We start from the raw sequence: 25,998 nt of genomic DNA on the forward strand, positions 1-25,998 counted from the left end.
GTTCGTTTCGAGGGACGGCGGTGCGCGCCAAGCGGCGCCCCGTCCGTGCAATGTACGTGGCGCCGCGTGGCGCGGGGCACGGCACCACGCGGCGCGATGGGGATAATCCGCACGCCGCGGCGCGCGTCGGCACGCCGACCCCCGCAGGCCGCCACGCGCACCGCGTCGCCCGGTACCGGGCCGGTTTCGATTGTCTTCGCTGACGTCCGCCGCCCGCCGCCATGTCCCTGTTTACCCCTCCGCCCGCCGTCCCACGATGCGCCCTGACCGCACCTCCCACCCGCACGCCCTGTCGCCGGCCGCCGCCTTCGGGCTCTTCGCGTTCCTGCACGTCGCGCTGTGGACGCTGCTGCCGAGCCTGCTGGCGGCCAACCTGCCGCTCGACACCATCGAGGCCCTGAGCTGGGGCCGCGAGTGGCAGGCCGGCTACTACAAGCACCCGCCGGCCTCGGGCTGGCTGGCCGAGCTGTTCCGCTGGGGTTCGGCGGACTGGCCACTGTTTCTGCTGTCGCAGCTCGCCATCGCCGCCGCCTTCTGGGCCGCCTGGGAGCTGGCGCGCGACGTGCTGCCGCCGTGGATGGCGCTGGCGGCGGTGATGGCGCTCGAGGGCGTCAACTACTACAACCTCACCGGACTCGAATTCAACGCCAACGTGGTGCAGTACCCGTGCTGGGCGATCGCCTCGCTGGCCTTCTGGCGCGCCGCGCGCCGCGCGCCGGGCACGGCGGGCGCCGCCGGCCTGGGCTGGTGGGTGCTGTTGGGCGTGGCGTGCGGTTTCGGGGCGCTGGGCAAATACTCGTTCCTGACCCTGCCGACGTCGATGGTGGTGGCGCTGATCGCGGTGCCCTCGCTGCGCGGCCACTGGCGCGGCGCCGGTCCGTGGCTGACGCTGGCGATCGTGCTGGCGATGTTCGCGCCGCACCTGGCCTGGGCGCACGCCAACGACTACCCGACGCTGCGCTACGCTGCCGCGCGCGCGGCCCCGGTGGGCGGCGAGTCCGGCGGCGCGGTGGCGGGCCGCCTCAAGGACATCGCCGGTTTCCTGGGCGCGCAGGCCGGCTCGGTCGCGCCGCTGGCATTGCTGCTGTGGATCGCCAACGGCTGGCGGCGCCGCCGGGGCGCCGCGCCGCGTCCGGAGGCGCGCGCGGAGGCCACCGGCGCCGCAGCCCATGTCGACGCCGCCTCCGCGGCCGCCGCTGCCGGCGGAGGGCGCGACGGCGCCGTTGCGCTGCGCGGCCGCGACGGTTGGCTGCTGGCGGCGATGGGCGGCGGCCCGCTGCTGATCTACCTCGTCGCCGGCGCCGCCGGGGTGCACCTGCACGACATGTGGGGCTCGCCGCTGTTCCTGGTGATCGGGCCGGCGCTGGCGGCCGCGCTCGGCCTGCGCCTGCGCCATCCCCGGCGCTTCGCGGGGGCCTTCGCGGTCTGGACGCTGGTGCTGGTGCTGCTCTACGGACTGATCGCCATCGGCGGGCCGCTCGCGCGCGGGCGGCTCTCGCGCATCCACTACCCCGGCCGCGAGATCGCCGTGGACGTGGCGCAGGGCTGGCACCGCGCCGTGGGCCGCGACGCGCCGCTGCGCATCGTCGCCGGTCATGCCTGGCCGGCCGGCAACGTCGCGCAGTACCTGCCGCCCCAGGCCGGCGGGCGGCCGTCGGTCTACATCGACGCCGACCCCGGCCGCGCCGCCTGGCTCGACGACGCGACGGTGCGCGCGCAGGGCGCGGTGTTCGTGTGGGAGGCGGTGTCGGGCCAGGTGCTGGAAACGCCCGACGCCGTGCCGCCGGCGGATTGGTCCCGGCGCTTCCCGGGCCTGCGCGTGCAGCCGCCGCTGGCGATCGCCGTGCGGCGCTTCGGGCGCGAGTTCAGGGTGCCGGTGGGGTGGGCGATCCTGCCGCCGGCGGCGTCGGCCGTCGCCATGCCCGTCGTGCCCGGCCCATGAAAAAAGCCTTGCGGGCCGTGAGGACCCGCAAGGCTCGACCGACGTGCGGAGCCGCATCGCGGCCCGGGATCAAAAAGGTAACCACCACTTAGCACTGTGGGTAGCGCCCCAGTTCCACCCGCTAATTTGCCAGAACCTTGGCTCGAATGGTAAGCGAAATGTTGGTAAGCATGCTTGATCTATGCAGACGCTGGCCTTCCATTGTTTTGTGGGTTGTGGATGTTGGTACTGTCAGTGCGCATGCCTACTTCAACCCCTTCGTGCGATCTCGGTCAGGTTTAGGCAGCGGCGCGTTCAGCATCTCCATGGTGACCCCCTGGCGTTGAGCATTCAAGGCCCACGTCACAAACTGCTCGTGGAAAAGAGCATTTTGTTCACTCAATCGCTCCACTTTGGAGTGAAGTCGATGAATGGAATTTTCCAACGCCTCCAACTTTCCGTCTTTCGACTGTCGCCTCGTTGATGGCAAGCCAAACTTGGGAGATTTCTTTCTTAGATCGAATGCGTTTGCTATCTCAGAATGCTCAAGCAGCGTAAATCTAGAATAAAGGATTCCACTCGATTTTTTATACGACTCAAGTAAAAGATTCCACGTCAACTTACCCTCCCAAACGTCTAGAATATCAAGAATCTCTTCTACCCTCGTTGCAGTTAAATCCGGCGATCTTGGTTTTTTCACGAGATATTTTGAGAAAGATTAATTTCAATCTGTGCTTTATCGCGTTTGATTAACGGAATATTGTCAGCGGATAACCGTATTCGAGCACCAATACTGACCTTTGGATCATCGAACACTGAAAGCAATGCTTCAATTCGCTCAAGCGTCCTGGTTTGATGCAAAACCCAAGTGTTAGCATTGTATTCTTCTTTTGAAAGCGACGCCTCGGCCCGCTTTAACAATATCGCGGTCTCATGCTTTGCACTTCTCAAATTCATTTCTTTTTCGTCGTCGCCTTTTATGCACTCTTGCTCCGAACAATTCATGCAATCTCGGAACAACTGGCACGGCTCACTCGCGAAGTCATGTTCGCAAAAGCCGAAATCAGTCGTATGTGCAGCGCCCAAAAACAGACCGCGAAATGATCCGCGCTTTACAACTCTCGTCGGCCGGTCGCGCCGAACTTCTAAATGCGATGTCATACCCGCCTGAAGGGCAAGCGTGACAGGTTTTTGGACTTCTTCGGAGGATCGGTCATCATAAAAGCGATTTTGACGAATGTCTTTTCGACCAGAGAAAATGGCAATATCAGAGTCGTTCAAGCCACCAGTTTGCGAAAGCATATTTAAATAATGACGCAATCCGTGACTTTTTAGATACAGGGAGGTGCCATCATCTTCAAAACATTCAAAACGATCGAAAATTGAGAGACCACGACCCGCCCTGCCGAATGAATTTGTGACGGCGTTGTAATCAATAGCTACAAACATGCATAGATAAGTTGCTTTACGCGGGTGCATTTCGTTAGTACGCATCACTGCAAGCGAATCCTCAAATTTTAGATTGGGGTCTCCAGGCACGCAGGGGAATGTTTCCGGCAACATCGACAGGACGGCTTTTTCAAAGTCAAGAAAACTAAATTCCTCTTTTACCGATTTGCTGCCGTTTAAGGCCGATACATGCTTATCTGACATGAACCTCCTCGCGCTTTCAATATTCTTACGACCCCAGAGAATTTCGGAAATTTCCGCTAGGCTCAACGTCTTTTTAGTCCTCAGATGAGTAACGTTGTGGTGAAGGTAAATAGCTCCGGAATTTCGGGTATACCAAACGGCTAGCTCGTGCCCGGAATGGCTCGCGCGAAGTAAATTGCCTACTGCCTCGCGCGCAATCGGGCCCATGACGGTTGGCAACCATTTCGTCGTGTCCGCAAAGCCCTTGGACCCACTCCACCGTAGACCTAGCTCCCCCTTAAACTCGTTTTGTCCGTTCACAAAACAGTTTCTGCGCAAGCGCAAAACCTCGTTTATCCGTTCAGGCGCACACAACATTAGTGCTGTGGTGCTCCCAACCATAACGTCGCGCGGTTCCTTTGATTCGAAAAAAATTATGCCCAGAGCTTTAATAAGCGCGGCAGACGGCAACACTTCTCTGCGACGCTTCAATGCCTGCTGCGAAATTCGACTTCCTAGCTCGGCGGGCTTGCTCATTGAATGATGCCATCGATGCCTGAGTGAAATGAATTGACTTTCCCGCATCAGGCGAGCGATTGCCTCGATTTGACCAGCGATTCGATAGGCAACGGATGGCGAGACACTGGTCCGCGCAAGCTCCACAGCTCTGTCAAGTACAACTTCATTGACAGCGCTAGGACGCGAATCTTTATTTAGATCGACTAGAGCGCTTTCGATGCAGCGTAAGGCTCCGATCCGAGGCGCTTGACTCACCACCGGGGCATAGTCTTGCATGTACACAATGATTGCTTTCGCAAAATCCAAGAACGGCGCCGGAAAGCTGGGTGTAAATGCGTTTGCCGCGGCCGCGTCCAACGTCACGAAATTCGCGCGATTTTTCTTGTTATGCCCCTTTAGGTAGCCGCATTCCCAATTGTTCGACGTCCACTGCTCACATGCACGCAACACCATTGATGATCTGCATAGCAAAACAAACGCGCGAATGTTCTCCGTTGCGCTCAGTTCATTCTTTGGGGTAAAGTAAAGCACTGATGCCGTCATCGCGTAATCCTATGCGCTTCAGAAGGGTTATTGTGGAAAAATTCATTGCATAATGCAATGACCTCTTCAACCGCTTTGATTGTTAAGTCTTTGACCGCAGCAATCCTCGCGTCCGAGATTAGCCGGCGTTCAAGTTTCAAACGCTCCAAAACACTCTCATGGGGAGCGTCGACCCACGGTTCGAATCTGAAACAGGTGTAGCAGCCGTCTGGTTTTAGAAAACCACATCCTTTGCAACCGCCCTCACATGCGCCTAAGCTCTTCGTTGATATTCGAAAGTCAATGATGACGCTGTCTGGTTGCCCTTTTAAAGTGCTTTCAGCTTTGCCACGCACCAATTTGCCTTGAAAGGCCTGTGCGACTGGCGCGAGCATCGCACCAATCGCAGTGTTGATTCGTTCGATGATTTTGGGGGAGGCGGCGAAGTAGACGCCAACGTTTTGCAGGTCGGCATGCGCTAACCGATCAGCCACCACAGCCTTACTTGCCCCTTCCTCCACCAGTCGGGTGCCGAACGTGTACCTGAATCGCCTGGCTGTAACCGGCATCGGGGCGTAATCTAGGCGCTCGGTGGCCGGAGCAAACTCAGACATACGCCTGCTGAAGACCTTTGAAAGGTTTGTCGCTAAGCAGTGTCCGCGGAAAAGATCGCCAACACTGCGACTACTAAGGTCGGCGAGCGAGTTGATGTGTGACTGCGGGAACAGCGCATCGTCGTTTTTGAATCCGGCAACGCGTAGTGCGCGGATGTACTCACTTAGAAGTTGGCTGGTCTGCGGGGAAATATCGCACTCGAGAAAACTTACCCTTTGGTGGGCATTACCTGTCTTGGCCCTCGGGAGCTGCAGCACACGCGAATCTTCATCAAAGTCTCGAATCTTCAAAGATGCATACTGTGAAATTCGGGCTCCGCAGGCTGATAGCAGTCTGAAGAGCACCAGTGTCCACATTGGAAGCTCCGCACGCCCATAAGCTGCGTTGGCGGCCGCGTTTAGCGAAACGAACTCCTGCTCGGTGAACGGTCCTTCTACAGGATCCCTCGTTTCGACTGCTTTGCCTTTCACGTTCCCGGGGATACGTCGCCGGCTTAAATAGTCCGCGCACGACGGCTCCACGCCGGGCAATCGCAGAGCCACCCACTTCTGAAGCAGCCCGTTCACCGTGCCTAGGCGCCATCTGCTGCTTTCTGCAAGACTGGCGGCCCAATCAGACACTCTCTGCGTTGTCACTACCGAACCATAGCGCTCGTGCTGGAAGGCCGTCATTTCAGAGAAGGTATTAAAGAGGTTTTGCACATGCGCTGAGGACCTGCCCATGACAAATGGCAATAGCGCAAGCTTTAAACAGGTCTCAAATCCAGATAGATGACTCACTCCAAAGTCGAGATGGCAGCGATGAACACCTTCCGTCCACTCCCAGACTTGCGGGCGGGTGTCGATCAGCGTGCCACCGTACGTAAGAATCTGCAGTGGCAGCGCAGTGATGATGTCGGCGCTTAAGGGCCAATCAGATTTCCGCATCAAGCTTCTCCTGCAACTTGAGCGAGAGCGAGCGGCCGATCGCAGCTGAACTTCGGCGGGTATAGACGGCTGCAGACTTAGAGTTCTCCGACCATCCTTGCTGCTCGTTGCGTGCGCTTGCTTCGTGCGCATCATTGATGCCGAGTTCGTCGGCCTTTTCAGAGAACCTGTCGTTCCAAGTGAAGCGCAGCCCATGGCTGGTGAAGTGATCGGGCAGCCACGGGCAAACCCGTCGAAGGTCTGCAAACATTTTCTGCGCGGCGGACATCGAGATTGCTTTCCCATCGTCCGTGACGATGAGCTTCGGATGAAAGGCGGCGAAGCGAAGGTGCCGACGGTCGGAGATGTACGCAACCAATCGCTTCATGATCCCAGGCCTAAGCTCGAGTTCGCGGTCGCGCGTTTTGGGGTTGGGCTGCTCTAGACGCGGGTCCTCGACGGCGTCGGCTCGCCGAACAATTCGTACTTTGCACGTTGCAAGATCCAGGTCTGCCAACTCAACACCGAGCAGTTCGCCAATTCGTATACCCAACCCAAGCATCAGTACGAAAATGATCCAGTTTCGTTCGCGAACAAAAGGGTGGTGCCAAGGATTGTTGGTGGACAGCGGATCTATCACGGACAACAAACGGTCTTCAATCTCCCGTGGCAGCCCTTGACGCTTGCCCAGCTTTGCATTGCGGGAAGTCTTAGGGATAGCTGCTCTAAATTTCGCAATCTCTTCCGCGCACCGATTCTTGAACTCTCGCTGTTGCTCCATTGGAAGACCACTGTGCACATAGTCCACGAGGTACTCAAGAAAATTGGCGATGTAGCGCAGCCGAGAGGAATGTGTGTCTTTGACTACGGCGTTTACTTGAGCTGCAGTCGCTTTGCGACGCATTGCGATCTTGCGAATGTCCACGACTTTATGAGAGCGATGGGCACTCGGGCGAATGAGTTCATCGATCCGGTACTGAGCGCTCGAAGTCAAGCGACCCAGTTCTGCAGAACTCAAGAATTTGCCGCTGCGCAAGCGGGCCAGCAGGTCAACCTCGCCAAGCGTGCGGTAGAGCAAAGCTAGTGCTACGCACGCGTAGCGGATGGTGTTGGCAGCGAGGCCCCTCGTGCGAAACGTACCAAGGAACAGTGTTACCTCGTGGACCGGCAGGCCGTTCGGCCCTGACAGCACGAAGAACCTCTCACCATTTCGGAACCTGATCGGCCTCGCAACATACTTCGTCATGTGATCCCACAAACATTGACAAAGCGGTGTCTTGACCTAGCTCATGAACTGGTCGCGATCCTGGATAAGCAGGCACTACATTCGACGCCGCGTTGTCGTAGACAAAGTGGGGAGGATGCACTGCACCCTCTTCAGACGCAACGCCGGTCCTTAGTCGCCATAAAGACCTAAAGCCGATTGTTTGTGTCGAAATGACATCAAGTTCTCGGCCTCGGACGCTTCGGCGGTCGAGACCTTGCTTCCTCATCAGTTCTGCCATCTGAGGAAGCGCGAGATCTTGAGGCCGATGGCGCAAACTTCGCCGCGCCGAGCGCTGCTACCTCCGCCTTCACACGCTCGAGCAATGAAGCGATCGCTTCTGCCGTTGGCTGCGGTGCGTAGGTCAATGCGGCAAGGGTCAAGGGGTGAACCCTGAGTTCGGAAGCCAGCCCTTCAATGGTAGTGAGCGTGGGTGTGTTCACGCCTCTTTCAAGCATGCTGACATGCGTTCTTCCGCTCGTCTGCACGAAATCCTCCTGCGTCTTGCCTTTTGCAAGACGCACAGTTCGGAACGCTCGTCCGAACGTCTTCTTCGCAGCAGGAATCTTCGAGCTTGGCACACCCGGATTTCCGCACTTAGAATAGAAAAACACTACATAGAAAACAGCGAGTTAGCGTGTTTCTGACTGTTAATCAAAACCAACTTCCTACGCTTGCTGGCGACGGGCTACGCGCGTGGCCTGCGGTCGAACTCGAATTCGACGAGCCAGTGTTCCTTTGCTCGTGGTCTGATGAGTCCACGTTCGATGCCGTCCGCGGGACTGCGCTGGTGCTGTTGGAGCGTGACCTGCGGCACTGGATCCAACGGAAATCGCCAGGGCCAACGCTGCGGTGCTTGCAGATGCTGATGCCGACGGAATATGGATGGGAGGCTCACGACATTTCAAGCGTGTGGGATGAGCGAGATGCTGGCTTAGGACGCATCCTCGTTTTCGAGGACAGGCGGGGAGAGTTCCGGAGCCTTTGGAGTGGCGCCGATGTCCTAAGACCCGGATCGGTACCGGTGTGGCGCTCGCGCGCCCAAACAACGGAGCATCAAGATGATCGGCCGCGGCAGTCCACCCGACGCGGCAGGCCTAGGAAACCGTCAAATCATGGAAACGGATGACCAGAAAGTTCCCCCTGGTTTCCGCAATCGAGGCCACGTACACGGTTGTTCCGGCACCGTCGGTCGCCGACCAGCCTTCCATGGATCTCTGGTTTTGGAGAGTGATCGAGGACGGAAACCGCGCTCGGCATCTGTTTGGCTATTTGCCGGACACCGAGCGCTGCCGCATGACGACGGCGATCGTTGATGTGGATCTTGCTCAGCGCAAATGGGTAACGTCTTCGGGAAGGGTCTACCGGACCCATGATGTACCAGGGCAGGAGATCGAGTCCGACCTTCTAATTTTTTTGGCCTCGCACCATAGGCTCCCGGGAGATCCGACTGATGTCACCGCCGAGTTCTGGCGAGCAATGCAAGCGGCGCTGCAATAGAAAGGCCTCACGAGGGATACCTATGACGCGACCCTACGAACGACGCCGCGCGATCGAATGGGCGGGCGAGATGCTTCGCGACATTCAGATTGCCAGCAAGGACGAAGCAAACTGGGGCGGCCCTGTGCCGGAAAAACTGCGTGCACTGGCCGTTCGCATACTTCGCCACTATCCCCAACCTTCCCAGATCAAGGCAGCTGCGACCATGGATGCCGTTCCTGTGAGCGATTGGATTGGCCCAGAACCTGAGCAGTAAGCGGCACTCGCCACTCGCCTGTTCGTTGATCAGCATATCGGTCTCGCCCGCACTGAAGTTGCTCTTAGAGCAAAGCGCGCACATTCACGCTCGGAGCACATAAGGCTTGGTGGCTGTGGATCTCGCACGAAGTATGGGGGCGCACGACACCGTTGCCTTCTTGGAAGCTTGGAAGCTTGGAAGCTTGGAAGCTTGGATGGTGGGTTGATTTCGCTGCGTCGATCGTTAAGGACATGGGTAAAATGATTACAGCGTACGGCCATCACTGCGCAAAAGAGAGGGGCGGTCGACGCTGCTGAAATCTTGGAAAATCGATCACCTAAACCAAATACACGGCCGCAACGTCCTGAGAGGCTTACACCGGAGGAATTGCGAGCGCTGCATGAACTTGCCGTTGCTCGCGGGAAGGAGCTTCAGCGACGATTGAAGCTTCGCCGTCTTGCTTAAGAGACGTTCGGCTTGTGGAGGCGAATGTCAGCGATGTCCGAATGCTTCCGACGGCAGTGCCTGTAAACGAATTGCTGGTCCCGGTGGCAGCGGCCCGTCGGCCCCTTGGGTCTCGTGCGGAGTGCTATCGAGCCAATGACGCAATACTGTAGAAATCAACGCCATAGATGCTTTCTGGAAGAGGCACTGGCGGGGATCAGAGCTGGCAGCCTCAGTCGTACTTTTCGGCGACTACAGGACCGCCTATCGGGCCTCTGGGCAGCAAAGACGCCATCGTCGCTCACCCCGCGAACGGCACCCGCTGCATAGCAGCCCGTGACGACCGGCTGCAAAAGACTGTTTGCAGACAGTCGCCTGCAAAGCGCGAATGACGCCAATGAGCATCAAGCAGGCTTTTGCAACCAATTGGTGGAATTATCTTGATTTTGCTGATCACATTCTCTGATTTATCATCAATAGACATCAGATTTGTTAAGAAAATGCGCCCGAAGATAGTCGATCAGAGTGCGCACTCTTGATGCCATATGATGGCTTGCAGGATAGACAAGATAGAAATCGGTTTGATCAACTGAATCCCAATCATCGAGCAAGGGTAGCAACTGGCTGCTCTCAACCACGCCTGCTGCGTAATAGGCTGGCACTTGAATAACCCCAAGGCCGTTAATCGCTGCGCGGACCATGGCTGCGCCGCTGTTGCTGGAAAACCGTCCAGCAGGCTTCAAGTCGAACTGTTTCGTGCCTTTTTTCAATCGCCAGATACGCTCTCCCAACGGCAGGCATAAAGCAGCGTCGAGATGTTCAGGTAATTTGATATTTCTAATTCTTGCTATCAGTCCAGGGCTGGCCAAAACGCGCATTGGCACCGTCAGAAGTCTTGTGGTTATCAGCGACGTGCTGCTTGCCAATGGCCCGACACGGACAGCTAAATGAAATCCTTCAGCCAGCAAGTCCACGTTGCGGGCTGAGATGTCGATGTCAAGTTCGATTGCAGGATGCTCAACGCAAAAGCGGGTGAGCGCAGGCACGAGTTGTTCTTCTGCAAATTTCCCCGCCAGACTGATGCGAATCATGCCTTCCAGCATCTCTTGGTTCGCGACCACATTTTCCTGCGCCTGAAGCACTTCCTCCAGTAAGGGCTGACAGGTCTTGAACAGCCGACTTCCAGGTTCGGTCAGTTGCATCTGACGCGTGGTCCGCACGAACATCTGCGCCTGCAGGCGGTGCTCCAGATCGGCGATCTGACGACTGATGTGGGACACGGAAACGCCCAGTTGCCGCGCCGCGCCGGTGAAGGTGCCGCACTCCACAACGGCAATGAATTCGAGCAGGCCGTCCAGGGTCTTCATATTTGCCATGCAGCAAAGGTCTGTTGCATAAACGCTGGATTATCAACTCCTGCGCAAATTTCTAACATGAGGCCTTCGATCACTGGAGCCCTACATGTCACCCGCCCTCCTTGCGCTCAGCGCCTGCACTTTCGCCTTGGGCTTTGCGGAGTTTGTTGCCATCAGCTTGGTCCCCTCGATCGCCAGCAGCACGGGCTTGCAGGTCGGCTCCGTGGGCTTCATGGTGGGCATCTACGCCATCGGGGTCAGCATCGGCGCACCGGTGCTCAGCGCGATGCTTGCCAACGCGTCGCGTAAAACAGTGCTGGCCGCCGGCATGTGGCTTTTCGTCGCGGCCAACGTCCTCACCGCCACGACGACATCGCTGCCATTGCTGCTGGGCAGCCGCTTGGTGGCCGGCCTGATGCACGGCCTCGTGCTCGCCCTTGCTGCGTCCACGGCGGCAGCGGCGGCAGGCAAGGAGCGCAGCGGCGCTGCGATCGCGACCGTGTTTGGTGGCCTGACCCTGGCGCTTCTTCTGGGGGTTCCGCTCGGCACCCTGGCCGGAGGCACGTTCCGATGGCAGTACGTCTTTCTGGCCATCGCCGTCATCGGTGGCGTGGGTGCGATCGCGTTGATGTTGTTCGCGCCATCGAGCACGCCACGTGCGGCCACGGAGGCATCGGCCTCGCCCTCGGTGTGGTCCACGGTCTCGGATCGCCGGACGCTGCATCCGGTTCTGATCACCGCGCTCACCTATGCCGGCTCTTTCACCGGTTTCACCTACATCTCGGTCCTGCTCGAGAACGCCACCGGCCTGGGCACAGCGGGTGTCACCGGCATGTTCGTGCTCTACGGCGCAAGCGCCGCCGCAGGCAACACCCTGGGCGGGCGTTTCGTGGACCGCTTCGGCAGCCGGGTTGCCGTTCTGTCAGTGATCTTGAGCCTGGCCCTCGCCCTGGTTCTCGCTTGGCTCGGCTCGGCCTCCATCGTCGTCATGGCCCTTTCTATGTTGGTGTGGGGTCTGGCGTCGTTCGCGGCCGTGCCGGTCCTGCAAAAGACGGTGCTCGTTGCCGCGCAGCAGAACCCTGCCGGCAGTCCTGAGCTCGCCTCCGGAATGAACATCGCGGCGTTCAACGTCGGCATCGCCGCAGGCTCCAGCCTCGGCGGCTTTGCCAGCAGTGTGTCTCCTCTCACTCCCATGGCGGCCGGACTGGCGCCACTTGTTCTGGCCCTGGCGCTTGCGTTCCTCCTTCGCAAAGCGGATGCGGCCCGCCGACCCCTCACCTCGACTTCCTCTTCAACCATCACCAACCAAGGAATCTGACAAATGAAGCTCCAAGACAAACACCTCGTCGTTGCCGGCGGCAACAGCGGCATCGGTTTCGCCATCGCGTCGATCGCACTGGCCCAAGGCGCCCGCGTCACCATCCTCGGGCGCTCCAGCGCCAAGCTGGCGGATGCGGCGACGCGCCTGGGCGGCAAGGCGGTCACCGTTCAAATGGACCTCGGCGATGCAATGTCGGCCCAAGCGGCATTCGCCGAGATCGGCAAGTTTGACTATTTCGTCTCGACCGCCGCTGACCTGACCTACGGTCCCCTGGCCAGCATGGAGCGCTCGGCCATCGAGAACATGCTGTCGGGCAAATTCTGGGGTCCGATCAACCTGGTTCAGCACGGTCTCAGCCAGCTCAATGCAGGTGGGTCGGTGCTGTTCTTCTCGGGACTCGCCGCGGACCGGCCTGGCGCGGGCACGTCCATGGTCTCCGCGCTCAACGCGGGCGTCGAAGGTCTGGCCCGTGCCTTGGCCGTAGAGCTGGCACCGATTCGCGTCAATGCGATTTCGCCGGGCGTGGTCGAAACCGAGGGCTGGAGCTTCATGGACGAGGCCAGTCGCAAGGCCTTCTTCAGCGACCTCGCCACAAAGCTGCCCGCCCGAAAGGTCGGCGCGCCCGAGGATCTGGCCGAGGCCGCGCTGTCCATGCTGACCAACCCCTATCTGACGGGTGAAGTCCTCCACGTCAATGGCGGTGGCAGCCTGACCTGACAGGCACAACGCCCAGCCGACGACAGGCCACTAACCCTGCGTCGGCGAAGCTGCCTGCTTCGTGCCTGCAGTTCACCCGCCTGCTTTTCCATCTCGACGATCGCTCGGAGTTCCATCTTGCAACCTCATGCCTCGGCACTGAACCGTCGCGTCCTGGCTTCCTCGAAGCCCAACGAAAGACCGATTACGGACCATGCCCTGATCGGTGACATGCGCGGTGCGGCGCTCGTCGCGAACGATGCCATGATCGACTGGCTGTGCTTGGAACGCTTTGACGCCGACCCGGTGTTCGCGGGCTTGCTGGACACCGGAATCGGTGGCGCCTGTAGCGTTCATGTGGAGGGTGGCGTGGTCTCGAAGGCTCAGCGCTACCGCGCGCGCACGAACATCCTGGAAACCTCGCTGCGCGCAGACACCGGCGCCATTGTCGTTTGCGACTTCATGCCCGTTCATGCGTTGAGCAAGGCTGGGCCGGTCGGGCCTGACTCAGAAAGCCGAGGAAGATTGATCCGGCTCATCCGGTGCGAAGCCGGCACGGTCAACGTGCAGGTTCGTGTGCAGCCGGGATTCGACTGGGGACGACGCACCGTCGTGCCATTGATTGCGGGAAAGTCAGCCGACTATGGGGACCAGGGCTTGTACGTCACGGCGTCGCACGATCTGGCCGCCGACGGTCCGGTCGTGACGTGCAGCGTCACGCTGCAGAAGGGCGAGCACCTCACCGTGATCCTCTCGCAAGCCCAAGTGCTCGAGGCAGGCGTGAGCGACGCACAGGAACACTTGATCGAGACCGAACGCTACTGGCAGCACTGGAATGCACGGGGAACCTATCGCGGTCCCTACGAGAGCGCCGTCGAACGCAGCGCGCTGTGCCTCAAGTTGCTGACCTATGCGCCGACTGGCGCCATGATTGCGGCGCCCACAACCGGCCTGCCCGAGGTGGCCGGGGGTATCAGGAACTGGGATTACCGGTTCGTCTGGACCCGTGACGCTTCGTTCTCGGTTTCCGCGTTCCTGAACCTCGGACATCGGCGCGAAGCCGCTGAATTCCTCAGGTTCCTGCAGGGCGCGTGCCACGGCGGCGAAGCCGTGCGCGTCATGTACACCGTCGAAGGCAAACCAGCGCCGGACGAGGTGAAGATGACGCACCTCGCAGGCTGGAAGGGTTCCACCCCCATACCGTCCGGTAACGGCGCTGTCGACCAGAAGCAGCACGAGATCTACGGCGAGCTGCTGGCCGCCCTGAATTCATACATCAGCCAGCATGGAACCGAGGGCCTGTGTGCCTCGCTCGTCAGCGCGCTTCCGGATTTCGTCAGCCGTCTGTGCGAGGAAGCGATCCAAAGCTGGCCGACACCCGACCAAGGCATCTGGGAGCTTCCCGGACGGCCCAGACACATGCTCCACAGCAAGGCCATGTGCTGGGTTGCCGTGGACCGCGCCATTGCCCTGGCACCGCGCATCGGCCTAGAAGTGCCACTGCACTGGCCCGAACAGCGCCATGCGATCAAGGCGGACTGCCTGCAAAACGGATGGAACGAGAGGGCTGGCACATTTGTCATGGAGTACGGCGGAACCGACCTCGACATGTCGCTTCTTCGTCTGACGCTGATGGACATGGTGCCGGCCAACGATCCCCGCATGACTGCGACGTTGAAGGCACTTCAGCAGGAACTGGGTCACGACGACCTGTATCGCCGCTACCGTTTCGACGATGGACTGCCGGGGGAGGAAGGCGCGTTCGCTGCCTGCTCGTACTGGGTCGTTGCGGTGCTCGCCGAGTCGGGCGAAACAGCGGCAGCGGTCGCGTTGTTCCAGCAGCTCTCAAGGCGTTCGAACCATGTCGGGTTGTACGCCGAGGAGTTCGACATCCCGACCGGTGCCCAGCTCGGCAACTTTCCTCAGGCGTTCACGCACATGGCGCTCATCCACGAGGCCGTTCGGCTGGCCTCCATCCCTGTCAAACCTGTCGGTTCCTGAGCGCCAGCAGCCGATTGTTCAGCCTTCAACGTTTTAATCAACTCAAGGAAGCAACATGTCAGATCAACAAGCCAACCACTTTCCCGAGCCGCCGTTCGACACGCCGAGCCAATCCTATCCGGGGAGCACCGAGCGCATGAACCCGCATCCCGATCACGGTGAAGAAAGCTACCGCGGCTCTGGCCGTCTGGCAGGCAAGGTGGCCATCGTCACGGGTGCTGACAGCGGCATCGGCCGTGCGGTGGCCATCGCGTACGCCCGGGAAGGCGCCGACCTGGTCCTGGCCTACCTCGACGAACACGACGATGCGGCCGAGACGGCGCGGTGGGTGGAGCAGGCGGGACGCAAAGCCGTCGTCGTCGCAGCCGACATCGCCCAGCGCGAATCGGCCAAGGTCATCGTCGCGAAGGCCGTCGATGCCTTCGGTCGCATTGACGTGCTAGTGAACAACGCGGGCTTCCAGAAGTGTGCCGACTCGATCGACGAGATTACCGAGGAAGACTGGGAGCATCATTTCGCTGTCAACGTGCACGCCATGTTCTATCTGATCAAGGCCGCCTGCGCGCACATGGCACCCGGCAGCTCGATCATCAACACGGCTTCCATGAACGCGAAGATGCCGATGCCGCGTCAGGTGGCTTATTCGGCCACCAAGGCATCGATCACCAACATCACGGCAAACCTGGCCAAGCTGCTCGCCGAAAAGCACATCCGCGTGAACGCCGTGCTGCCGGGTCCGATTTGGACGCCGCTGATTCCCGCGACGATGAACGACGAAGAGGTCGAGGGTTTCGGTCAACAGGTGCCCATGAAGCGCCCGGGCCAGCCCGTCGAGGTGGCACCGCCCTTCGTGATGCTGGCCTCCAACGAAGGCAGCTACATCTCTGGCGCGATGATCGCAGTCACGGGCGGCGCCGCACTGCTGTAACGCCCAGCGGGCGTGGTTTTCATACCCACGCCCGCTGCGTGCCATTCAGTGCATTTCCGCGAGCGCTTCGCGCACGCCGTTTTCCTGCAGCGGTGAGTCCGCGCCTTCCAGGTGCAACGCCGCCTCGTTCGGTACCGGCGTGGCGCAATCCTTGTGAATGACACCGTCTTTCATGACCAGCTGCACCTTGGTCGGGTCCGTGAGAATCGACAGGTCTTTCAGCGGATCGCCGTTCACGAGGATGATGTCGGCCAGATAGCCGGCTTTCAGCTGTCCCAGTTCCTCCGGACGCATCATGATCTCGCCGCCCAGCTTGGTCGCCGCCAGTAGCGCTTCCTTCGGCGTCATGCCGATGTAATCGACGAAGTATTGCAGGTCGTTGGCGTTGGTGCCGTGCGGCATCCAGGCGAACCCGTAGTCGCCACCGGGCAGGATGCGGATGCCGCGCTTGTGCATTTCGCGCAGCGAAGCCGATGCGATTTCCAGTTCGCGCTTGTAGCCCATCTGCGTGGCCACGGCTTCAGTGATGCCGTAATCGGCTGCGTGGTACGTGGTGCGGATCAGCCAGCCGATGCCCGGTGCAACGAAGTGCTTGTTCTTGGCCGCTTCGAGCATGTCGAGTGCTTCTTCATCGGCGAAGCTCGCGTGATAGACCATCTCGATGCCGTGGCGCACGCACTGCTTGACCGATTCGCTTGAACGCGCATGGGCCGCCATGCGCTTGCCGTAGCGCTTGGCCTCCTGCGCCAGCATGGCCACCTCCTCCTCTGCGAAAGGCGACATCTCCGCGGGCAGGCCGGCGATGTACTCGCCCGACAGGTTGATCTTCAGGTGATCGACGCCGTACTTGATGAAGGTGCGTGCCGAGCGCCGGATTTCCTCGGGACCGCTGCACACGCTGCCGAAGCTCAGCTCCTCAAAATTCATGTGCGGCAGCGTGTTGTCCCCCAGCGCGCCGATGGTGGTGATCTCCTGGCTGCCGGCGAGGTAGCGCGGCCCGGGGAATTCGCCGGCGTCGATGGCATTGCGCAGCACGACGTCCAGACGCGCTTTGGCCGCAGCCGCACCGATGGCCGAGGTCCAACCCATGTCCAGGTAGCGCTTGGCCACACGCACACACCAGAGCATGTGTTCCTCGGGCGGCATGAACTGGATCGCCGCGAGCGAGGGCTGATCGTTCCAGGAAAAATGGGTGTGGGCCTCCGTCATGCCGGGCATCAGGAAGCGGCCTCGGCCGTCGATGACGCGCGCGTCATCGGTGCTCACGTGCTGCGGCGCCCGCGCAACTTCGACGATGCGCTTGTCCTCCACGAGCACGTCGCCCATGTAGGGGTCGCTGCCCGTGCCGTCAAAAATGCGGACGTTGGTGAATGCGATGCGAGTCATGTGTGTCTCCTTGGGTCACTGTGGTGACGATTGCGGTGCAAAAACGTTACTGACAGAGAAATGCAAGCCCGACTGCTCGGGTCGCTCAGGCGATGCGTTCGTAGAAACTCTGGAGGAGTTCGGCGCAGGCACCGGGTTGCTCGAAAGGCGTCCAGTGCCCGCAGCCCGCGAGAACAACCTGCTGGCTGCCTGCGATGCGTGCGGCCATCGCAGCGACGTTGGGCGCGGGTGCAACGCCATCCTGGTCGCCGGTCACGAGCAGCGTCGGCACCCGGATTTGCTCGATGGCCGCGGACTGTGCGCCCGCCAGCGCTTCGCAGCTCTGGGCGTAGCCCTCGGGCGGCTGGCGCATGACGATTTCGCGGATGAGCGCCAGCACGGCGGGCTGCTGCGCTTTGGTCTCCTTTGAGGTCGCAGCCTGAACGATGGCATCGGCGATCTCCTGCATCGCCGGGAGACCCGATCGAGCCAGTTGCGCACGCGCCAGCGTGCCTGGACGTGCCGCATCGGGCGGCGCCACCAGGGTACCGAAGAGCGCCAGCGACCGGACCCGCGCGGGATGCGCCACGCTCAGGTGCTGCGCCACGACAGTTCCCAGCGAATGGCCAACCACGTGGACGGACGAGATGTCCAGCGCGTCGAGCAGTGCCACCAGCGACTGGACGTAGCCGGCAATCGTCAGCGGCTCCGACAGGAGCGGTGAGCGGGCGCTGCCGGGAAGATCCGGCCGCACGATCTTGAACTGGGCCAGATGCGCCACGAGCGGCGTCCAGACGTTGGACGAACCGCCCAGGCCGTGGATGCACAGCAAGGCCTCACCGTCGCCGCTGACCTCGACGGCCAGGCCATTCACGATTTGAGTGGTCATGCTTGCCGCCTCAAACGAACTTGTTCTCGATCGCGCCGAGGCCGTCGATTTCCACCCGGACGACGTCGCCCGCCTGGAGGTAACGCGGCGGGCTCATGCCCATGCCCACGCCGGCCGGGGTCCCGGTAGCGATGATGTCGCCGGGGTACAGCGTGATGCCGCGCGAGATCGTCTCGATCAGGGTGGGGATGTCGAAGATCATGTTTTCCGTCGGACCGTCCTGGCGCAGCTCGCCATTGACCCAGCAGCGCACCCGCGTCTTGGTGCCGTCGAACTCGTCGGCCGTCACGATCCACGGACCCATCGGGCAGAACGTGTCGAACGACTTGCCCATGTCCCACTGCCCATGGCGCATCTGCACGTCGCGCGCCGTCACGTCATTGACCACCGTGTAGCCGAACACGTGCTCCAGGGCTGCCGCGCGGGTGATGTTCTTGCCGCCCTTGCCGATCACCACGGCCAGCTCGGCCTCGTAATCGATCTGCTTGGAAATCTCGCTCGGCACGAGCACGTCGTCGTGCGGTCCCACCACGCATTCCGGGACCTTGGTAAAGACGATGGGCCACTCGTCGGCCTTGGCGTTGTTGTCCTTGAAGACCGATGCCGACAATTCTTTGGCGTGCGCGTGGTAGTTGCGCCCGACGCACCAGACGTTGCGGCGCGGCTGCGGCAGGGGTGCGGCCAGGACCACGTCGGCCACCTTGACCTTGGAGCCCGAAACAGCCGGGAGTTCGCCGCCCGCCGCAAGGGTCTCGATCAGCGACAGAGCGCCTTTCTCGGCCAGTTCGGGCGTGAGGTCCATCGGTGTGAGGGTCAGTCCGTCGGCGGACACGAGACCGACGTGGTGGCGGCCGTCGGCGAAATAGGTTGCGATGCGCATGTGTTTGGCTCCGGTGGTTGTGGGGACTTGCCGTGGTGGCGAGGCTCGCCTTGGCAAGAAGCAAATTTACAAACGCAGTGTTTTTTGCGCTTATCAGCGCATCCATCCACGTATCAGGGAGTCTTCCGTAGACCTAAGGACTTACCCGATCCGGTGTGCCTGGACACCCGTCAGGCAGGAACAATCGCAGCCGTCTGAACTTTGCAGAGCACCCCTATGCAGGAGGCCTATGCGCTCCATGAGGGCGCGTTCGGCACCGCCATCGTGCTGGAGGCACGAGCCAATCTGGTGGCGCACGCGCACTCGGAAACCCAGCTGGCCTTGTGGCTGGGTGGCGCACGCGCCTGCGCCCATGTCGGCTCGGAAGTCGTCGCCTACAGCGAGGATGTGGCGCTGGGCGTCAACGCCTTCGAGGCCCATGACATGGCGCGGCTCGACTCGGCGGGTACCTCGCTGTTCCTGGTTTTCATGGTGAAGAAAGCCTGGCTCGACGAACTGGGCGCGGCCAAGGCCCGCAGTTTTCGCTTTCCCTCGCCGCAAGTGCCCATCAGCGCCACCATGCGCCGCTCATGCTGGCGGGTGCTGGACCTGATCATCTCGGCCAATTCCTTGAAGCCATCGATTGATGACGAAGTGGAAAGACTGCTTGAAGCCGCCATTGCCGCTTCCACGAACGGGAAGGAAGGCAGGCCGGAGGAAATGGCCAGCTTGATGCTGGATCACCGCATCCGCAGCGCCATCTCCCACATGCGTGCCAACGTTTCGGAGAAGACCACCATCGAGGAAATCGCAGGCAAGGTGGGTCTGTCGCGCGCGCGCTTGTTCGCGCTGTTTCGCGATCAACTCCACACCACCCCCCAGGTGTTCTGGAGCGGTGTTCGCGTTGAAGAGGCCATGCGCCGCGTGAGCGAAGGTGGCGAGCTCACTGATGTGGCCCTCGATCTTGGCTTCTCGGCGCCTGGGAATTTCTCGCGGTTCTTCAAGGAGCACACTGGGGTGTCGCCATCGATCTTCAAGCGGGCCACCCGCAGCCCTTCGCCCGTAACGGTGACAGGCGTCCCACGCGAGTGACCCACCTCACTGCTGAAGACTCATCATCAGAAAGCCATCTGACCGACAGGGCATGAATGACACCCCGTGACTGAACCTGGGTCAAATGAGGATAATTCTCATTTACTATCAATGAGTCCATTTCTCCGAATGGGTGTGCCATGAATTATCAGATTCACGACGTCAGCTGCTTTCCATTGATCTCCTTGCGCTCCGAAGTGTGCACGCCCGGGTTCTCGGAAGCTTGGTGTCAAGAGATGGATCAACTGGTGGGCGCCACTGATCCTTTCGTGATCGCCTTTGATCCATCGACCATTGAGGAAACACCCGAGGACTATCGAGTTCGGGCGATGTGGTTCAAGGCGAATCGGCAACTTTTGCAAGGACGTTGCGCTGCGATGGCGGTGATCGTTCCATCGAGCAGTCAACGTGAGGCCATGAAGGCTGATCTCGGAAAACGCACTCGTGGGTTTGGAGTGCCCTATCTTGCGGTGGCTTCATGGACCGAGATCCAAGAACAAACTCCTGAGCTTGTGGAAGCATGCAACGTGTCTTAGCCACGGCAAAAGTCAGTCAGGAATAAGCCGACGCAGCGAGGAAGGCAGGCCAAACATAGGCAGAAACGCAAGTCTGTCGCGATTAAGTCTGTTGATAAACTACATTTCGCCGATTTATTAACATACCAAATTATCAAAGCTCGTATAAACCCATCAACTTGTTTTTTTTATAGCAACCGATGGTTAAAATTTACTATTTCCGACTGGCGTCTCGAACGGCACCAAGCAGCTAGCCGAGGAGTTGAGTCAGGTAAGCCCAATACCGCTCGAAGGGCATTGTCTTCACGAAAACGAAAAAGTGGAGAAGCAAGAAGACCCATGGCACGCCGCCCTCGACATGTGAGATCGGACGGTAGAGCGCCGAATTCTTGCCCCGCTCGACATAGTCCCACTCGGCGTCATAGGGGCTGATGGGCAGCCTCTTCTCAATCTCGTGAACGACCTTCCACTTCGCGGTGTTCAGGTTCCGGTACGAGGCGATGCCGACGCGCCAGAGAATGCAAAGAGTCATGCCGGCAAGCGCAAGAAGCCAGAGGTACTCCTCAGAGTCCTTTGAGTTCAGGTACCCGACGAATGCAAGGATTGCCGAGTTCACCGTTAGGAAATACGAGTTGGCAGTCGTCCGGCGTTGGCTAATTCGATCTGCCATCTCGACATACAGCTTGTACTGTTCCAGCAGATGGCCGTGCCACTTGTCGTTGGACGGGTAGACGACGCCTTCAGTGATCTCGTTCCAAAGAGTCCTCTGCGGAACGTCTGGCATCACCGCCCGCCGTGGATCAAGTTTTTCAGGTTTTCCCACGTCCAGTCGTACATCTTGTCGGCAGACGACGCAGATGTCGGTTTGGTGCAGGCTAAATTTTTGTAGCCCTTGAGCAGGAAATACTCCTTGCCAAGATCCTTCGCAATCTGCAGTTCGATGGCAACGCCCTTTGCGGTATAAGTCGTCGAGCTGCAGAGGACGCAGACAACATCAACGTTCCGAATCTTTTCACGCACCTTTGCCTGCCAATCACCGGTCATGTGCTCCTTCACCGATGAATCCCAGATGTCGAAAGGAGCGTCCGGGTGCTTCGACTGATTGACGAACAGCATTTTTAGCGTCGCGTCATTGTCAAAGTCAAAGCTCACGAACAGCTTTTTTTCTGCCATGTTGTCACCTCTGCAGTTGTTGTGAAAGCGGAAACGCTTCTACGAAGTCCCAGAGTTGCACCTGCTCATTAAGCTCGCGAGGAACTGATCGACTGGTGGATTAACCGGTTTTTCAGTTTCTAGCACAACTCGCTTCGTTTGTAATCGGCGCCATTGTGCGCCTGGGTGGTCGCCAGGCCAATCAAAGTCCGGTTCTAGCCAAATTCTGCTGCACAGGGGAACGTCCGGTTCTGGCGGAACTGCGCCGTTTCCTGCTCGAAGCCGACTGTCTGCAACCGCTGCAAAGCAGACAGTTCGCTTTTATCTGACCCTGAGCGGCCTAAAGAATGATGTTGTTCTTGGCCCGCAAGAGTGGCGGCAAGTCGGTGTCGCCCAGAAGTTCGCGCACCTCGACTTCGATCATTCGGGCGATCTGCGCAATCGGCACATCGTTGGCACCGCCCTCGAACGGGTTCTCGGTGCTTTCACCCACCTGCTGCAGCGAGGTGTACATCCATGAAATGATCACGCTGAACGGAATCACCAGCCACACACGTTGCAGGGCATCGAACTCCTTCAGCATGCCGAACGGCAAAAGGATGCAGAAAATCCGGATGAACAGCGCGTTGATGATGGCGTACTGTCGCGGGTACGGAAAGTTCTTGAGGCGCTCGCTGCGGCCCTGGTGATCGAGCAACTCCTTGATCGCCTTTTCCATCTCGATGAAGAAGTTGATGGCGATCTCGCCACTGGTGAACAAGTCGTGGATCGCGCGGCTCTGGTTCGCCAGCAACTGCGTCGCCTTGTTGCGGGAGGCGAGCACGCTGCGCAGTTCGTCGGCCTCGAGGTATCGCGCGAGTTCGGCCTCCAGCGTGCTCTCCTTTTCCGGAACTGCGTAGAACGCCTGGTACTCGGCATTGGTGCGTCGGTTGGTGCTCTCCCAGGCCCGGTGTCGGCGCATCTGGTAGCGCAGCGCCGTCACCCAGGCGATGTGCCGGTTCACCAAGTGGCGCGTGGCCTCGGAGCTCTTCAGGTAGTCGCGGCTCATGAGGCCCCAGGCCTTGCTGTTGTTGAGAATGGCCGTCCACACCTGCTGCGCTTCTACCGTCCGGGCATAGGTCTGCGTGTTGTTGAAGCTCACGATCAGCGCTGTGGCAGTTCCGATCAGCGCCACCACTGTCCATGGAATCGCAAGCCAATGCCAGCCGGCGAGTTCGTACAGACACACCGGCACGATGCCCAGCGCGAGAAGCAGGTAGAGCTCGCGCCGCGTCCACAGGAAGAACTCGCGCAGCCGGTACGAGCGGCCGACGTTCACCGCGCGGCTAGCCAGGCGTCGAGGGTGGTCGCGCCGAGTCGCGCGTCGGTGCGCGTCGTGAGCGAGGCGTTGTCGATCGCCACGCCGAAGTAAGACGCCTGGGCGTCGGTCACGACGATCCGCGCGTCGCCACTGGCGCGCAGGTAGCGCTCGACCATGGCGGCCATGCCGGCGCGCTCGGGTCCGCCGACCTCGACCATGCCGTTGACCGGTGCGCCCAGCGCTGCATCGGCCATGGCCAGGGCCACGTCCTGCGCTGCGATGGGCTGCAGGTGCGCGGACGGCAGCCGGACAGTCTGCCCCTCGATGCCGGACTGCGCGATGGCTGCCAGGAACTCCATGAACTGCGTGGCCCGCACGATGGTGTACGGAATCTTCGAGGCCTCGATTAGCTGTTCCTGCACCAGCTTGGCGCGGAAGTAGCCGCTGCCCTGCAGCCGCTCGGTGCCCACCACCGACAGAGCCACATGGTGCTGCACGCCGGCTGCCGCTTCCGCCGCCAGAAGATTGCGGCCCGAAGTTTCGAAGAAGTGCATCACGGCTGCGTCTTCGAACGACGGCGAATTGGCCACGTCGACCACGACCTGCGCGCCGGCCAGAGCCGCTGCCAGGCCTTCGCCGGTCAGCGTGTTGACGCCGGTGCTGGGTGAGGCCGCGATGGCCTCATGTCCGCGCTGTCGGAGCAGTGCGATGAGCTTGCTGCCGATGAGGCCGTTGCCTCCGATCACGACGATCTTCATGGGTGTTCCTTGGGTTGATGGCGCCATCGTAGGTATGGAACAATCTGGCGCCAATGACAAAGACCCCTGAATTACTGCCAATGAATGCACCGAAGCGGCAACGCGCGAAACGGGTGTTGTTCGTCGCCTTCCCCGACGTCGGCCTGCTCGACCTGACCGGTGCGCAAACGGTGTTCTGGGCGGCCACCAAGGCGATGGAGGCGCGCGGCCTCGCGGGCTACGAGCGCTGCACCGCCAGCCTCGACGGCGGCTTGGTGCGCAGCGCCGAAGGGCTGGTGCTGCAGACCGACGCGCTCGCCGCCTACCGCCCGAGCACGGTCGACACCCTCGTCGTGCCCGGCTCGCCGCACATGGCGCAGGTGCTCGACCATTCGGAGTCGCTCGTCCGCTGGCTGCGCCGCGCGTCGGGCAAGACGCGACGTACGACATCGGTGTGCAGCGGCGCGTTCCTGCTGGCTGCGGCTGGTCTGCTCGACCACAAGCGCGCCACCACGCACTGGCTCATGTTCGAGTTGATGGGCCAACGCTTCCCGACGGTGCAGATCGACCGCGACGCCATCTTCGTGCAACAGGGCGCGGTTTGGACATCGGCCGGCGTCACCGCGGGCATCGACCTCGCGCTGGCGCTGGTCGAAGCTGACTGCGGCCACGACGTCGCGATGGAGGTGGCCCGAGAACTCGTCGTCTTCCTCAAGCGGCCGGGCGGGCAGTCGCAGTTCAGCGAGTTGCTGCAGGCGCAGGCTGACGATGCCCACACATTCGACGAACTCAACCTGTGGATCGCGGGCAACCTGGAGCGTCGGGACCTCACGGTCGAGTTCCTCGCCGAGAGGGCGCGCATGAGTCCTCGCAATTTCGCTCGGGTCTACAAGGAGAAGACCGGCCGCACCCCTGCCAAGGCGGTGGAGGTGTTCCGGCTCGAGGCTGCTCGGCGCTTTCTCGAGGACTCGCCACGCAATGTCGACTCGATCGCGCGCCTGTGCGGCTTCGGCGACGAGGAGCGCATGCGCGTCACCTTCAAGCGCCACCTGGGCGTGGCCCCGCGAGACTATCGACGGCGGTTTGCAGCGAGAGATAACTCAGCCGCGTAGCATGAATTCGCAATTCGCCTGTGCCTCTGGGTGCCTAGGTCCGCTTCAGACTGATTGCGGTCAGTCATACAGCAGATGTGCGATGCCAGCTTTCGGCCAGTAGTAGCCGGTCACCGCAAATGAAAGCGGACGTTCATCGTGTGAATTCAGCGATCACTGGAGGCGGTACGCCAGAAAAATGGTTAGGCCCCACCGAAACCATAGTAGGAGGCGATAGCTGCCGCCAACACACCGCCGGCGGTGGATACGCTGATCTCCCAAGCGCCTTCGCCAGCCTTCGCAACCATGCTACCTATCCAGTTCCGAACATTAGGGCCGAGCTTTTTGTTCTTGACGTCGTCACAGGCGTCGTCGATCTCTATGGCCCGCTTGAGCTGCTCCATGTCAGTGTCTTGAACCCCGTAGGCGCGCAGCGCAGACATTAGGCTGCCTAGGCCATTGACGGTCACGTTGTTGGTGACACCCTGAATCGACCCGCCACCAACCACAATTGTCGTATTACTGCCGAATACCGCGTTCCGAAAGATCTCCGAAACCGCCACTTCCTGGGCCACTGCTCGTATGGCTTCCAGACGCGGCTCCTGCGGAATGCGGTCCGACATTTGAAGAGCCAATCCAAGGAGACGCGAGCGCACCTCGGTGAAAATCTGGAGCATTGCGCCGACGGAGTGCTTTCCCCAGGCACGTTCAATCTCGAAGCTGCGGTCAATGCCCTTTTTGATGTGGCCATAGTATTCTGGTGCGACGACAATTGCTAAGTCTGTGTCGAGCTTTGTCCACTCAGCCACTACCGCAACGCTTTCCGACACTCTCCGCGTTTCGAGCTCTTCCCGAAGTCTTTGATCTACGCCCATCATTGGGAGCGGCTGGTCTATGTAGCGAACTACCCGTTGCTCAAATTTGCCATCACGGTGACGGGCACGACACGGTAGGTCGGAAGGTTCTCGCGATCGGGGTAGCCCTTTAGTTCATTTGACACCCACTGCTTCATGTCTTGCTCACCAAGACGATGGGCGAGCACCTGCGCCTTAAAGAGCGCGTCTTCAAGGCTCGGCGAATTTGAACTTAAGCGATCGGTGATTTCGTTGAGCAGGTGCATGACGAGCTAGCCCGTGG

Annotated in this window: 25 protein-coding genes; 10 read left to right on the top strand and 15 right to left on the bottom strand. The window is 60.3% G+C overall.

The window, feature by feature from the left end; translation table 11 throughout:
- The first annotated feature begins 256 nt into the window (after positions 1-256).
- Positions 257-1,942, top strand: a complete 1,686-nt coding sequence (locus ABID77_RS14585) for a glycosyltransferase family 39 protein (RefSeq protein ID WP_429597113.1) — start codon at positions 257-259, stop codon at positions 1,940-1,942.
- A gap of 244 nt (positions 1,943-2,186) precedes the next feature.
- Here ABID77_RS14585 and ABID77_RS14590 read toward each other — a convergent pair whose 3' ends face one another.
- The 5 genes from ABID77_RS14590 to ABID77_RS14610 form a co-directional block, all read right to left on the bottom strand.
- The gene (locus ABID77_RS14590; protein WP_429597116.1) at positions 2,187-2,621 is read right to left on the bottom strand and encodes a hypothetical protein; all 435 of its coding nucleotides are present in this window, start codon (positions 2,619-2,621) and stop codon (positions 2,187-2,189) included.
- The gene (locus ABID77_RS14595; protein WP_429597118.1) at positions 2,618-4,615 is read right to left on the bottom strand and encodes an integrase; all 1,998 of its coding nucleotides are present in this window, start codon (positions 4,613-4,615) and stop codon (positions 2,618-2,620) included. Before ABID77_RS14595 ends, ABID77_RS14590 begins: the two co-directional genes overlap by 4 nt.
- Complete coding sequence (locus tag ABID77_RS14600) at positions 4,612-6,135, bottom strand: tyrosine-type recombinase/integrase (RefSeq protein WP_429597121.1); 1,524 nt, start codon at positions 6,133-6,135, stop codon at positions 4,612-4,614. Before ABID77_RS14600 ends, ABID77_RS14595 begins: the two co-directional genes overlap by 4 nt.
- Entirely contained in the window at positions 6,122-7,360 is a 1,239-nt protein-coding gene (locus tag ABID77_RS14605; RefSeq protein ID WP_429597123.1) for a site-specific integrase, read from the bottom strand. Before ABID77_RS14605 ends, ABID77_RS14600 begins: the two co-directional genes overlap by 14 nt.
- A gap of 197 nt (positions 7,361-7,557) precedes the next feature.
- A complete protein-coding gene (locus ABID77_RS14610) occupies positions 7,558-7,992 on the bottom strand; it encodes a helix-turn-helix domain-containing protein (RefSeq protein ID WP_429597126.1) in 435 nt (144 codons plus the stop codon).
- A gap of 511 nt (positions 7,993-8,503) precedes the next feature.
- On the opposite strand from ABID77_RS14610, the gene ABID77_RS14615 reads away from it, so the two are divergent.
- Positions 8,504-8,878 carry a hypothetical protein gene (locus ABID77_RS14615; protein WP_429597128.1) on the top strand — a complete coding sequence of 125 codons (375 nt, stop codon included), beginning with the start codon at positions 8,504-8,506 and terminating at the stop codon, positions 8,876-8,878.
- A 22-nt stretch (positions 8,879-8,900) separates the two neighbouring features.
- Complete coding sequence (locus ABID77_RS14620; protein ID WP_429597131.1) at positions 8,901-9,134, top strand: BPSL0761 family protein; 234 nt, start codon at positions 8,901-8,903, stop codon at positions 9,132-9,134.
- Between the two features lie 899 nt (positions 9,135-10,033).
- Here ABID77_RS14620 and ABID77_RS14625 read toward each other — a convergent pair.
- Positions 10,034-10,927 carry a LysR family transcriptional regulator gene (locus ABID77_RS14625; protein WP_429597134.1) on the bottom strand — a complete coding sequence of 298 codons (894 nt, stop codon included), beginning with the start codon at positions 10,925-10,927 and terminating at the stop codon, positions 10,034-10,036.
- 94 nt (positions 10,928-11,021) lie between these two features.
- Here ABID77_RS14625 and ABID77_RS14630 point away from each other — a divergent pair, with 94 nt between their 5' ends.
- From ABID77_RS14630 to ABID77_RS14645, 4 genes are all read left to right on the top strand, one after another.
- Positions 11,022-12,233, top strand: a complete 1,212-nt coding sequence (locus ABID77_RS14630; RefSeq protein WP_429597136.1) for an MFS transporter — start codon at positions 11,022-11,024, stop codon at positions 12,231-12,233.
- 3 nt (positions 12,234-12,236) lie between these two features.
- Entirely contained in the window at positions 12,237-12,953 is a 717-nt protein-coding gene (locus tag ABID77_RS14635) for an SDR family oxidoreductase (RefSeq protein WP_429597139.1), read from the top strand.
- 117 nt (positions 12,954-13,070) lie between these two features.
- The gene (locus ABID77_RS14640) at positions 13,071-14,933 is read left to right on the top strand and encodes a glycoside hydrolase family 15 protein (protein WP_429597142.1); all 1,863 of its coding nucleotides are present in this window, start codon (positions 13,071-13,073) and stop codon (positions 14,931-14,933) included.
- 55 nt (positions 14,934-14,988) lie between these two features.
- Positions 14,989-15,861 carry a glucose 1-dehydrogenase gene (locus ABID77_RS14645; RefSeq protein ID WP_429597145.1) on the top strand — a complete coding sequence of 291 codons (873 nt, stop codon included), beginning with the start codon at positions 14,989-14,991 and terminating at the stop codon, positions 15,859-15,861.
- Positions 15,862-15,906: 45 nt separating this feature from the next.
- Here ABID77_RS14645 and ABID77_RS14650 read toward each other — a convergent pair whose 3' ends face one another.
- The 3 genes from ABID77_RS14650 to ABID77_RS14660 all read right to left on the bottom strand — a co-directional run bounded on the left by ABID77_RS14650 (position 15,907) and on the right by ABID77_RS14660 (position 18,995).
- Positions 15,907-17,247 (bottom strand): amidohydrolase family protein, encoded by a 1,341-nt coding sequence (locus ABID77_RS14650; RefSeq protein WP_429597148.1) that lies wholly within the window; start codon positions 17,245-17,247, stop codon positions 15,907-15,909.
- 85 nt (positions 17,248-17,332) lie between these two features.
- Positions 17,333-18,115 carry an alpha/beta fold hydrolase gene (locus ABID77_RS14655; RefSeq protein ID WP_429597153.1) on the bottom strand — a complete coding sequence of 261 codons (783 nt, stop codon included), beginning with the start codon at positions 18,113-18,115 and terminating at the stop codon, positions 17,333-17,335.
- 10 nt (positions 18,116-18,125) lie between these two features.
- Positions 18,126-18,995: a fumarylacetoacetate hydrolase family protein gene (locus ABID77_RS14660; RefSeq protein WP_429597156.1), complete on the bottom strand. Its 870-nt coding sequence runs from the start codon at positions 18,993-18,995 to the stop codon at positions 18,126-18,128.
- Positions 18,996-19,211: 216 nt separating this feature from the next.
- Here ABID77_RS14660 and ABID77_RS14665 point away from each other — a divergent pair, with 216 nt between their 5' ends.
- Both ABID77_RS14665 and ABID77_RS14670 read left to right on the top strand, forming a co-directional pair.
- Positions 19,212-20,066, top strand: a complete 855-nt coding sequence (locus ABID77_RS14665; RefSeq protein WP_429597159.1) for a helix-turn-helix domain-containing protein — start codon at positions 19,212-19,214, stop codon at positions 20,064-20,066.
- Between the two features lie 140 nt (positions 20,067-20,206).
- A complete protein-coding gene (locus ABID77_RS14670) occupies positions 20,207-20,602 on the top strand; it encodes a hypothetical protein (protein WP_429597162.1) in 396 nt (131 codons plus the stop codon).
- 229 nt (positions 20,603-20,831) lie between these two features.
- On the opposite strand, the gene ABID77_RS14675 is transcribed toward ABID77_RS14670, so the two are convergent.
- From ABID77_RS14675 to ABID77_RS14690, 4 genes are all read right to left on the bottom strand, one after another.
- On the bottom strand, positions 20,832-21,365 hold the full coding sequence (locus tag ABID77_RS14675) for a RipA family octameric membrane protein (RefSeq protein ID WP_429597165.1): 534 nt from the start codon (positions 21,363-21,365) through the stop codon (positions 20,832-20,834).
- The gene (locus tag ABID77_RS14680; protein ID WP_429597167.1) at positions 21,365-21,754 is read right to left on the bottom strand and encodes a TIR domain-containing protein; all 390 of its coding nucleotides are present in this window, start codon (positions 21,752-21,754) and stop codon (positions 21,365-21,367) included. Before ABID77_RS14680 ends, ABID77_RS14675 begins: the two co-directional genes overlap by 1 nt.
- A gap of 319 nt (positions 21,755-22,073) precedes the next feature.
- On the bottom strand, positions 22,074-23,051 hold the full coding sequence (locus ABID77_RS14685) for a bestrophin family protein (RefSeq protein ID WP_429597170.1): 978 nt from the start codon (positions 23,049-23,051) through the stop codon (positions 22,074-22,076).
- Positions 23,048-23,791: an SDR family oxidoreductase gene (locus tag ABID77_RS14690; protein ID WP_429597173.1), complete on the bottom strand. Its 744-nt coding sequence runs from the start codon at positions 23,789-23,791 to the stop codon at positions 23,048-23,050. The genes ABID77_RS14685 and ABID77_RS14690 overlap by 4 nt, the downstream gene beginning before the upstream one ends.
- Before the next feature lie 80 nt (positions 23,792-23,871).
- On the opposite strand from ABID77_RS14690, the gene ABID77_RS14695 reads away from it, so the two are divergent.
- On the top strand, positions 23,872-24,882 hold the full coding sequence (locus ABID77_RS14695; RefSeq protein ID WP_429597176.1) for a GlxA family transcriptional regulator: 1,011 nt from the start codon (positions 23,872-23,874) through the stop codon (positions 24,880-24,882).
- A gap of 182 nt (positions 24,883-25,064) precedes the next feature.
- Here the strand turns inward: ABID77_RS14695 and ABID77_RS14700 are convergent, their stop codons facing one another.
- Positions 25,065-25,739, bottom strand: a complete 675-nt coding sequence (locus ABID77_RS14700; protein WP_429597179.1) for a hypothetical protein — start codon at positions 25,737-25,739, stop codon at positions 25,065-25,067.
- Positions 25,740-25,765: 26 nt separating this feature from the next.
- Positions 25,766-25,981: a hypothetical protein gene (locus ABID77_RS14705; protein WP_429597182.1), complete on the bottom strand. Its 216-nt coding sequence runs from the start codon at positions 25,979-25,981 to the stop codon at positions 25,766-25,768.
- Between the last annotated feature and the right edge of the window lie 17 nt (positions 25,982-25,998).

It is taken from the genome of Variovorax sp. PvP013, from assembly GCF_050435945.1.
In the GTDB taxonomy this organism is placed as follows: Bacteria; Pseudomonadota; Gammaproteobacteria; order Burkholderiales; family Burkholderiaceae_C; genus Variovorax.

What these genes read in the sequence shown, in the direction of transcription:
- ABID77_RS14585 (WP_429597113.1), top strand. Translation starts at nt 257, where the DNA reads ATGCGCCCTGACCGCACCTCCCACCCGCACGCCCTGTCGCCGGCCGCC.
- ABID77_RS14595 (WP_429597118.1), bottom strand. Translation starts at nt 4,615, where the DNA reads ATGACGGCATCAGTGCTTTACTTTACCCCAAAGAATGAACTGAGCGCA.
- ABID77_RS14600 (WP_429597121.1), bottom strand. Translation starts at nt 6,135, where the DNA reads ATGCGGAAATCTGATTGGCCCTTAAGCGCCGACATCATCACTGCGCTG.
- ABID77_RS14605 (WP_429597123.1), bottom strand. Translation starts at nt 7,360, where the DNA reads ATGACGAAGTATGTTGCGAGGCCGATCAGGTTCCGAAATGGTGAGAGG.
- ABID77_RS14615 (WP_429597128.1), top strand. Translation starts at nt 8,504, where the DNA reads ATGACCAGAAAGTTCCCCCTGGTTTCCGCAATCGAGGCCACGTACACG.
- ABID77_RS14620 (WP_429597131.1), top strand. Translation starts at nt 8,901, where the DNA reads ATGACGCGACCCTACGAACGACGCCGCGCGATCGAATGGGCGGGCGAG.
- ABID77_RS14625 (WP_429597134.1), bottom strand. Translation starts at nt 10,927, where the DNA reads ATGAAGACCCTGGACGGCCTGCTCGAATTCATTGCCGTTGTGGAGTGC.
- ABID77_RS14630 (WP_429597136.1), top strand. Translation starts at nt 11,022, where the DNA reads ATGTCACCCGCCCTCCTTGCGCTCAGCGCCTGCACTTTCGCCTTGGGC.
- ABID77_RS14635 (WP_429597139.1), top strand. Translation starts at nt 12,237, where the DNA reads ATGAAGCTCCAAGACAAACACCTCGTCGTTGCCGGCGGCAACAGCGGC.
- ABID77_RS14645 (WP_429597145.1), top strand. Translation starts at nt 14,989, where the DNA reads ATGTCAGATCAACAAGCCAACCACTTTCCCGAGCCGCCGTTCGACACG.
- ABID77_RS14650 (WP_429597148.1), bottom strand. Translation starts at nt 17,247, where the DNA reads ATGACTCGCATCGCATTCACCAACGTCCGCATTTTTGACGGCACGGGC.
- ABID77_RS14655 (WP_429597153.1), bottom strand. Translation starts at nt 18,115, where the DNA reads ATGACCACTCAAATCGTGAATGGCCTGGCCGTCGAGGTCAGCGGCGAC.
- ABID77_RS14660 (WP_429597156.1), bottom strand. Translation starts at nt 18,995, where the DNA reads ATGCGCATCGCAACCTATTTCGCCGACGGCCGCCACCACGTCGGTCTC.
- ABID77_RS14665 (WP_429597159.1), top strand. Translation starts at nt 19,212, where the DNA reads ATGCAGGAGGCCTATGCGCTCCATGAGGGCGCGTTCGGCACCGCCATC.
- ABID77_RS14670 (WP_429597162.1), top strand. Translation starts at nt 20,207, where the DNA reads ATGAATTATCAGATTCACGACGTCAGCTGCTTTCCATTGATCTCCTTG.
- ABID77_RS14675 (WP_429597165.1), bottom strand. Translation starts at nt 21,365, where the DNA reads ATGCCAGACGTTCCGCAGAGGACTCTTTGGAACGAGATCACTGAAGGC.
- ABID77_RS14680 (WP_429597167.1), bottom strand. Translation starts at nt 21,754, where the DNA reads ATGGCAGAAAAAAAGCTGTTCGTGAGCTTTGACTTTGACAATGACGCG.
- ABID77_RS14690 (WP_429597173.1), bottom strand. Translation starts at nt 23,791, where the DNA reads ATGAAGATCGTCGTGATCGGAGGCAACGGCCTCATCGGCAGCAAGCTC.
- ABID77_RS14695 (WP_429597176.1), top strand. Translation starts at nt 23,872, where the DNA reads ATGAATGCACCGAAGCGGCAACGCGCGAAACGGGTGTTGTTCGTCGCC.
- ABID77_RS14700 (WP_429597179.1), bottom strand. Translation starts at nt 25,739, where the DNA reads ATGATGGGCGTAGATCAAAGACTTCGGGAAGAGCTCGAAACGCGGAGA.
- ABID77_RS14705 (WP_429597182.1), bottom strand. Translation starts at nt 25,981, where the DNA reads ATGCACCTGCTCAACGAAATCACCGATCGCTTAAGTTCAAATTCGCCG.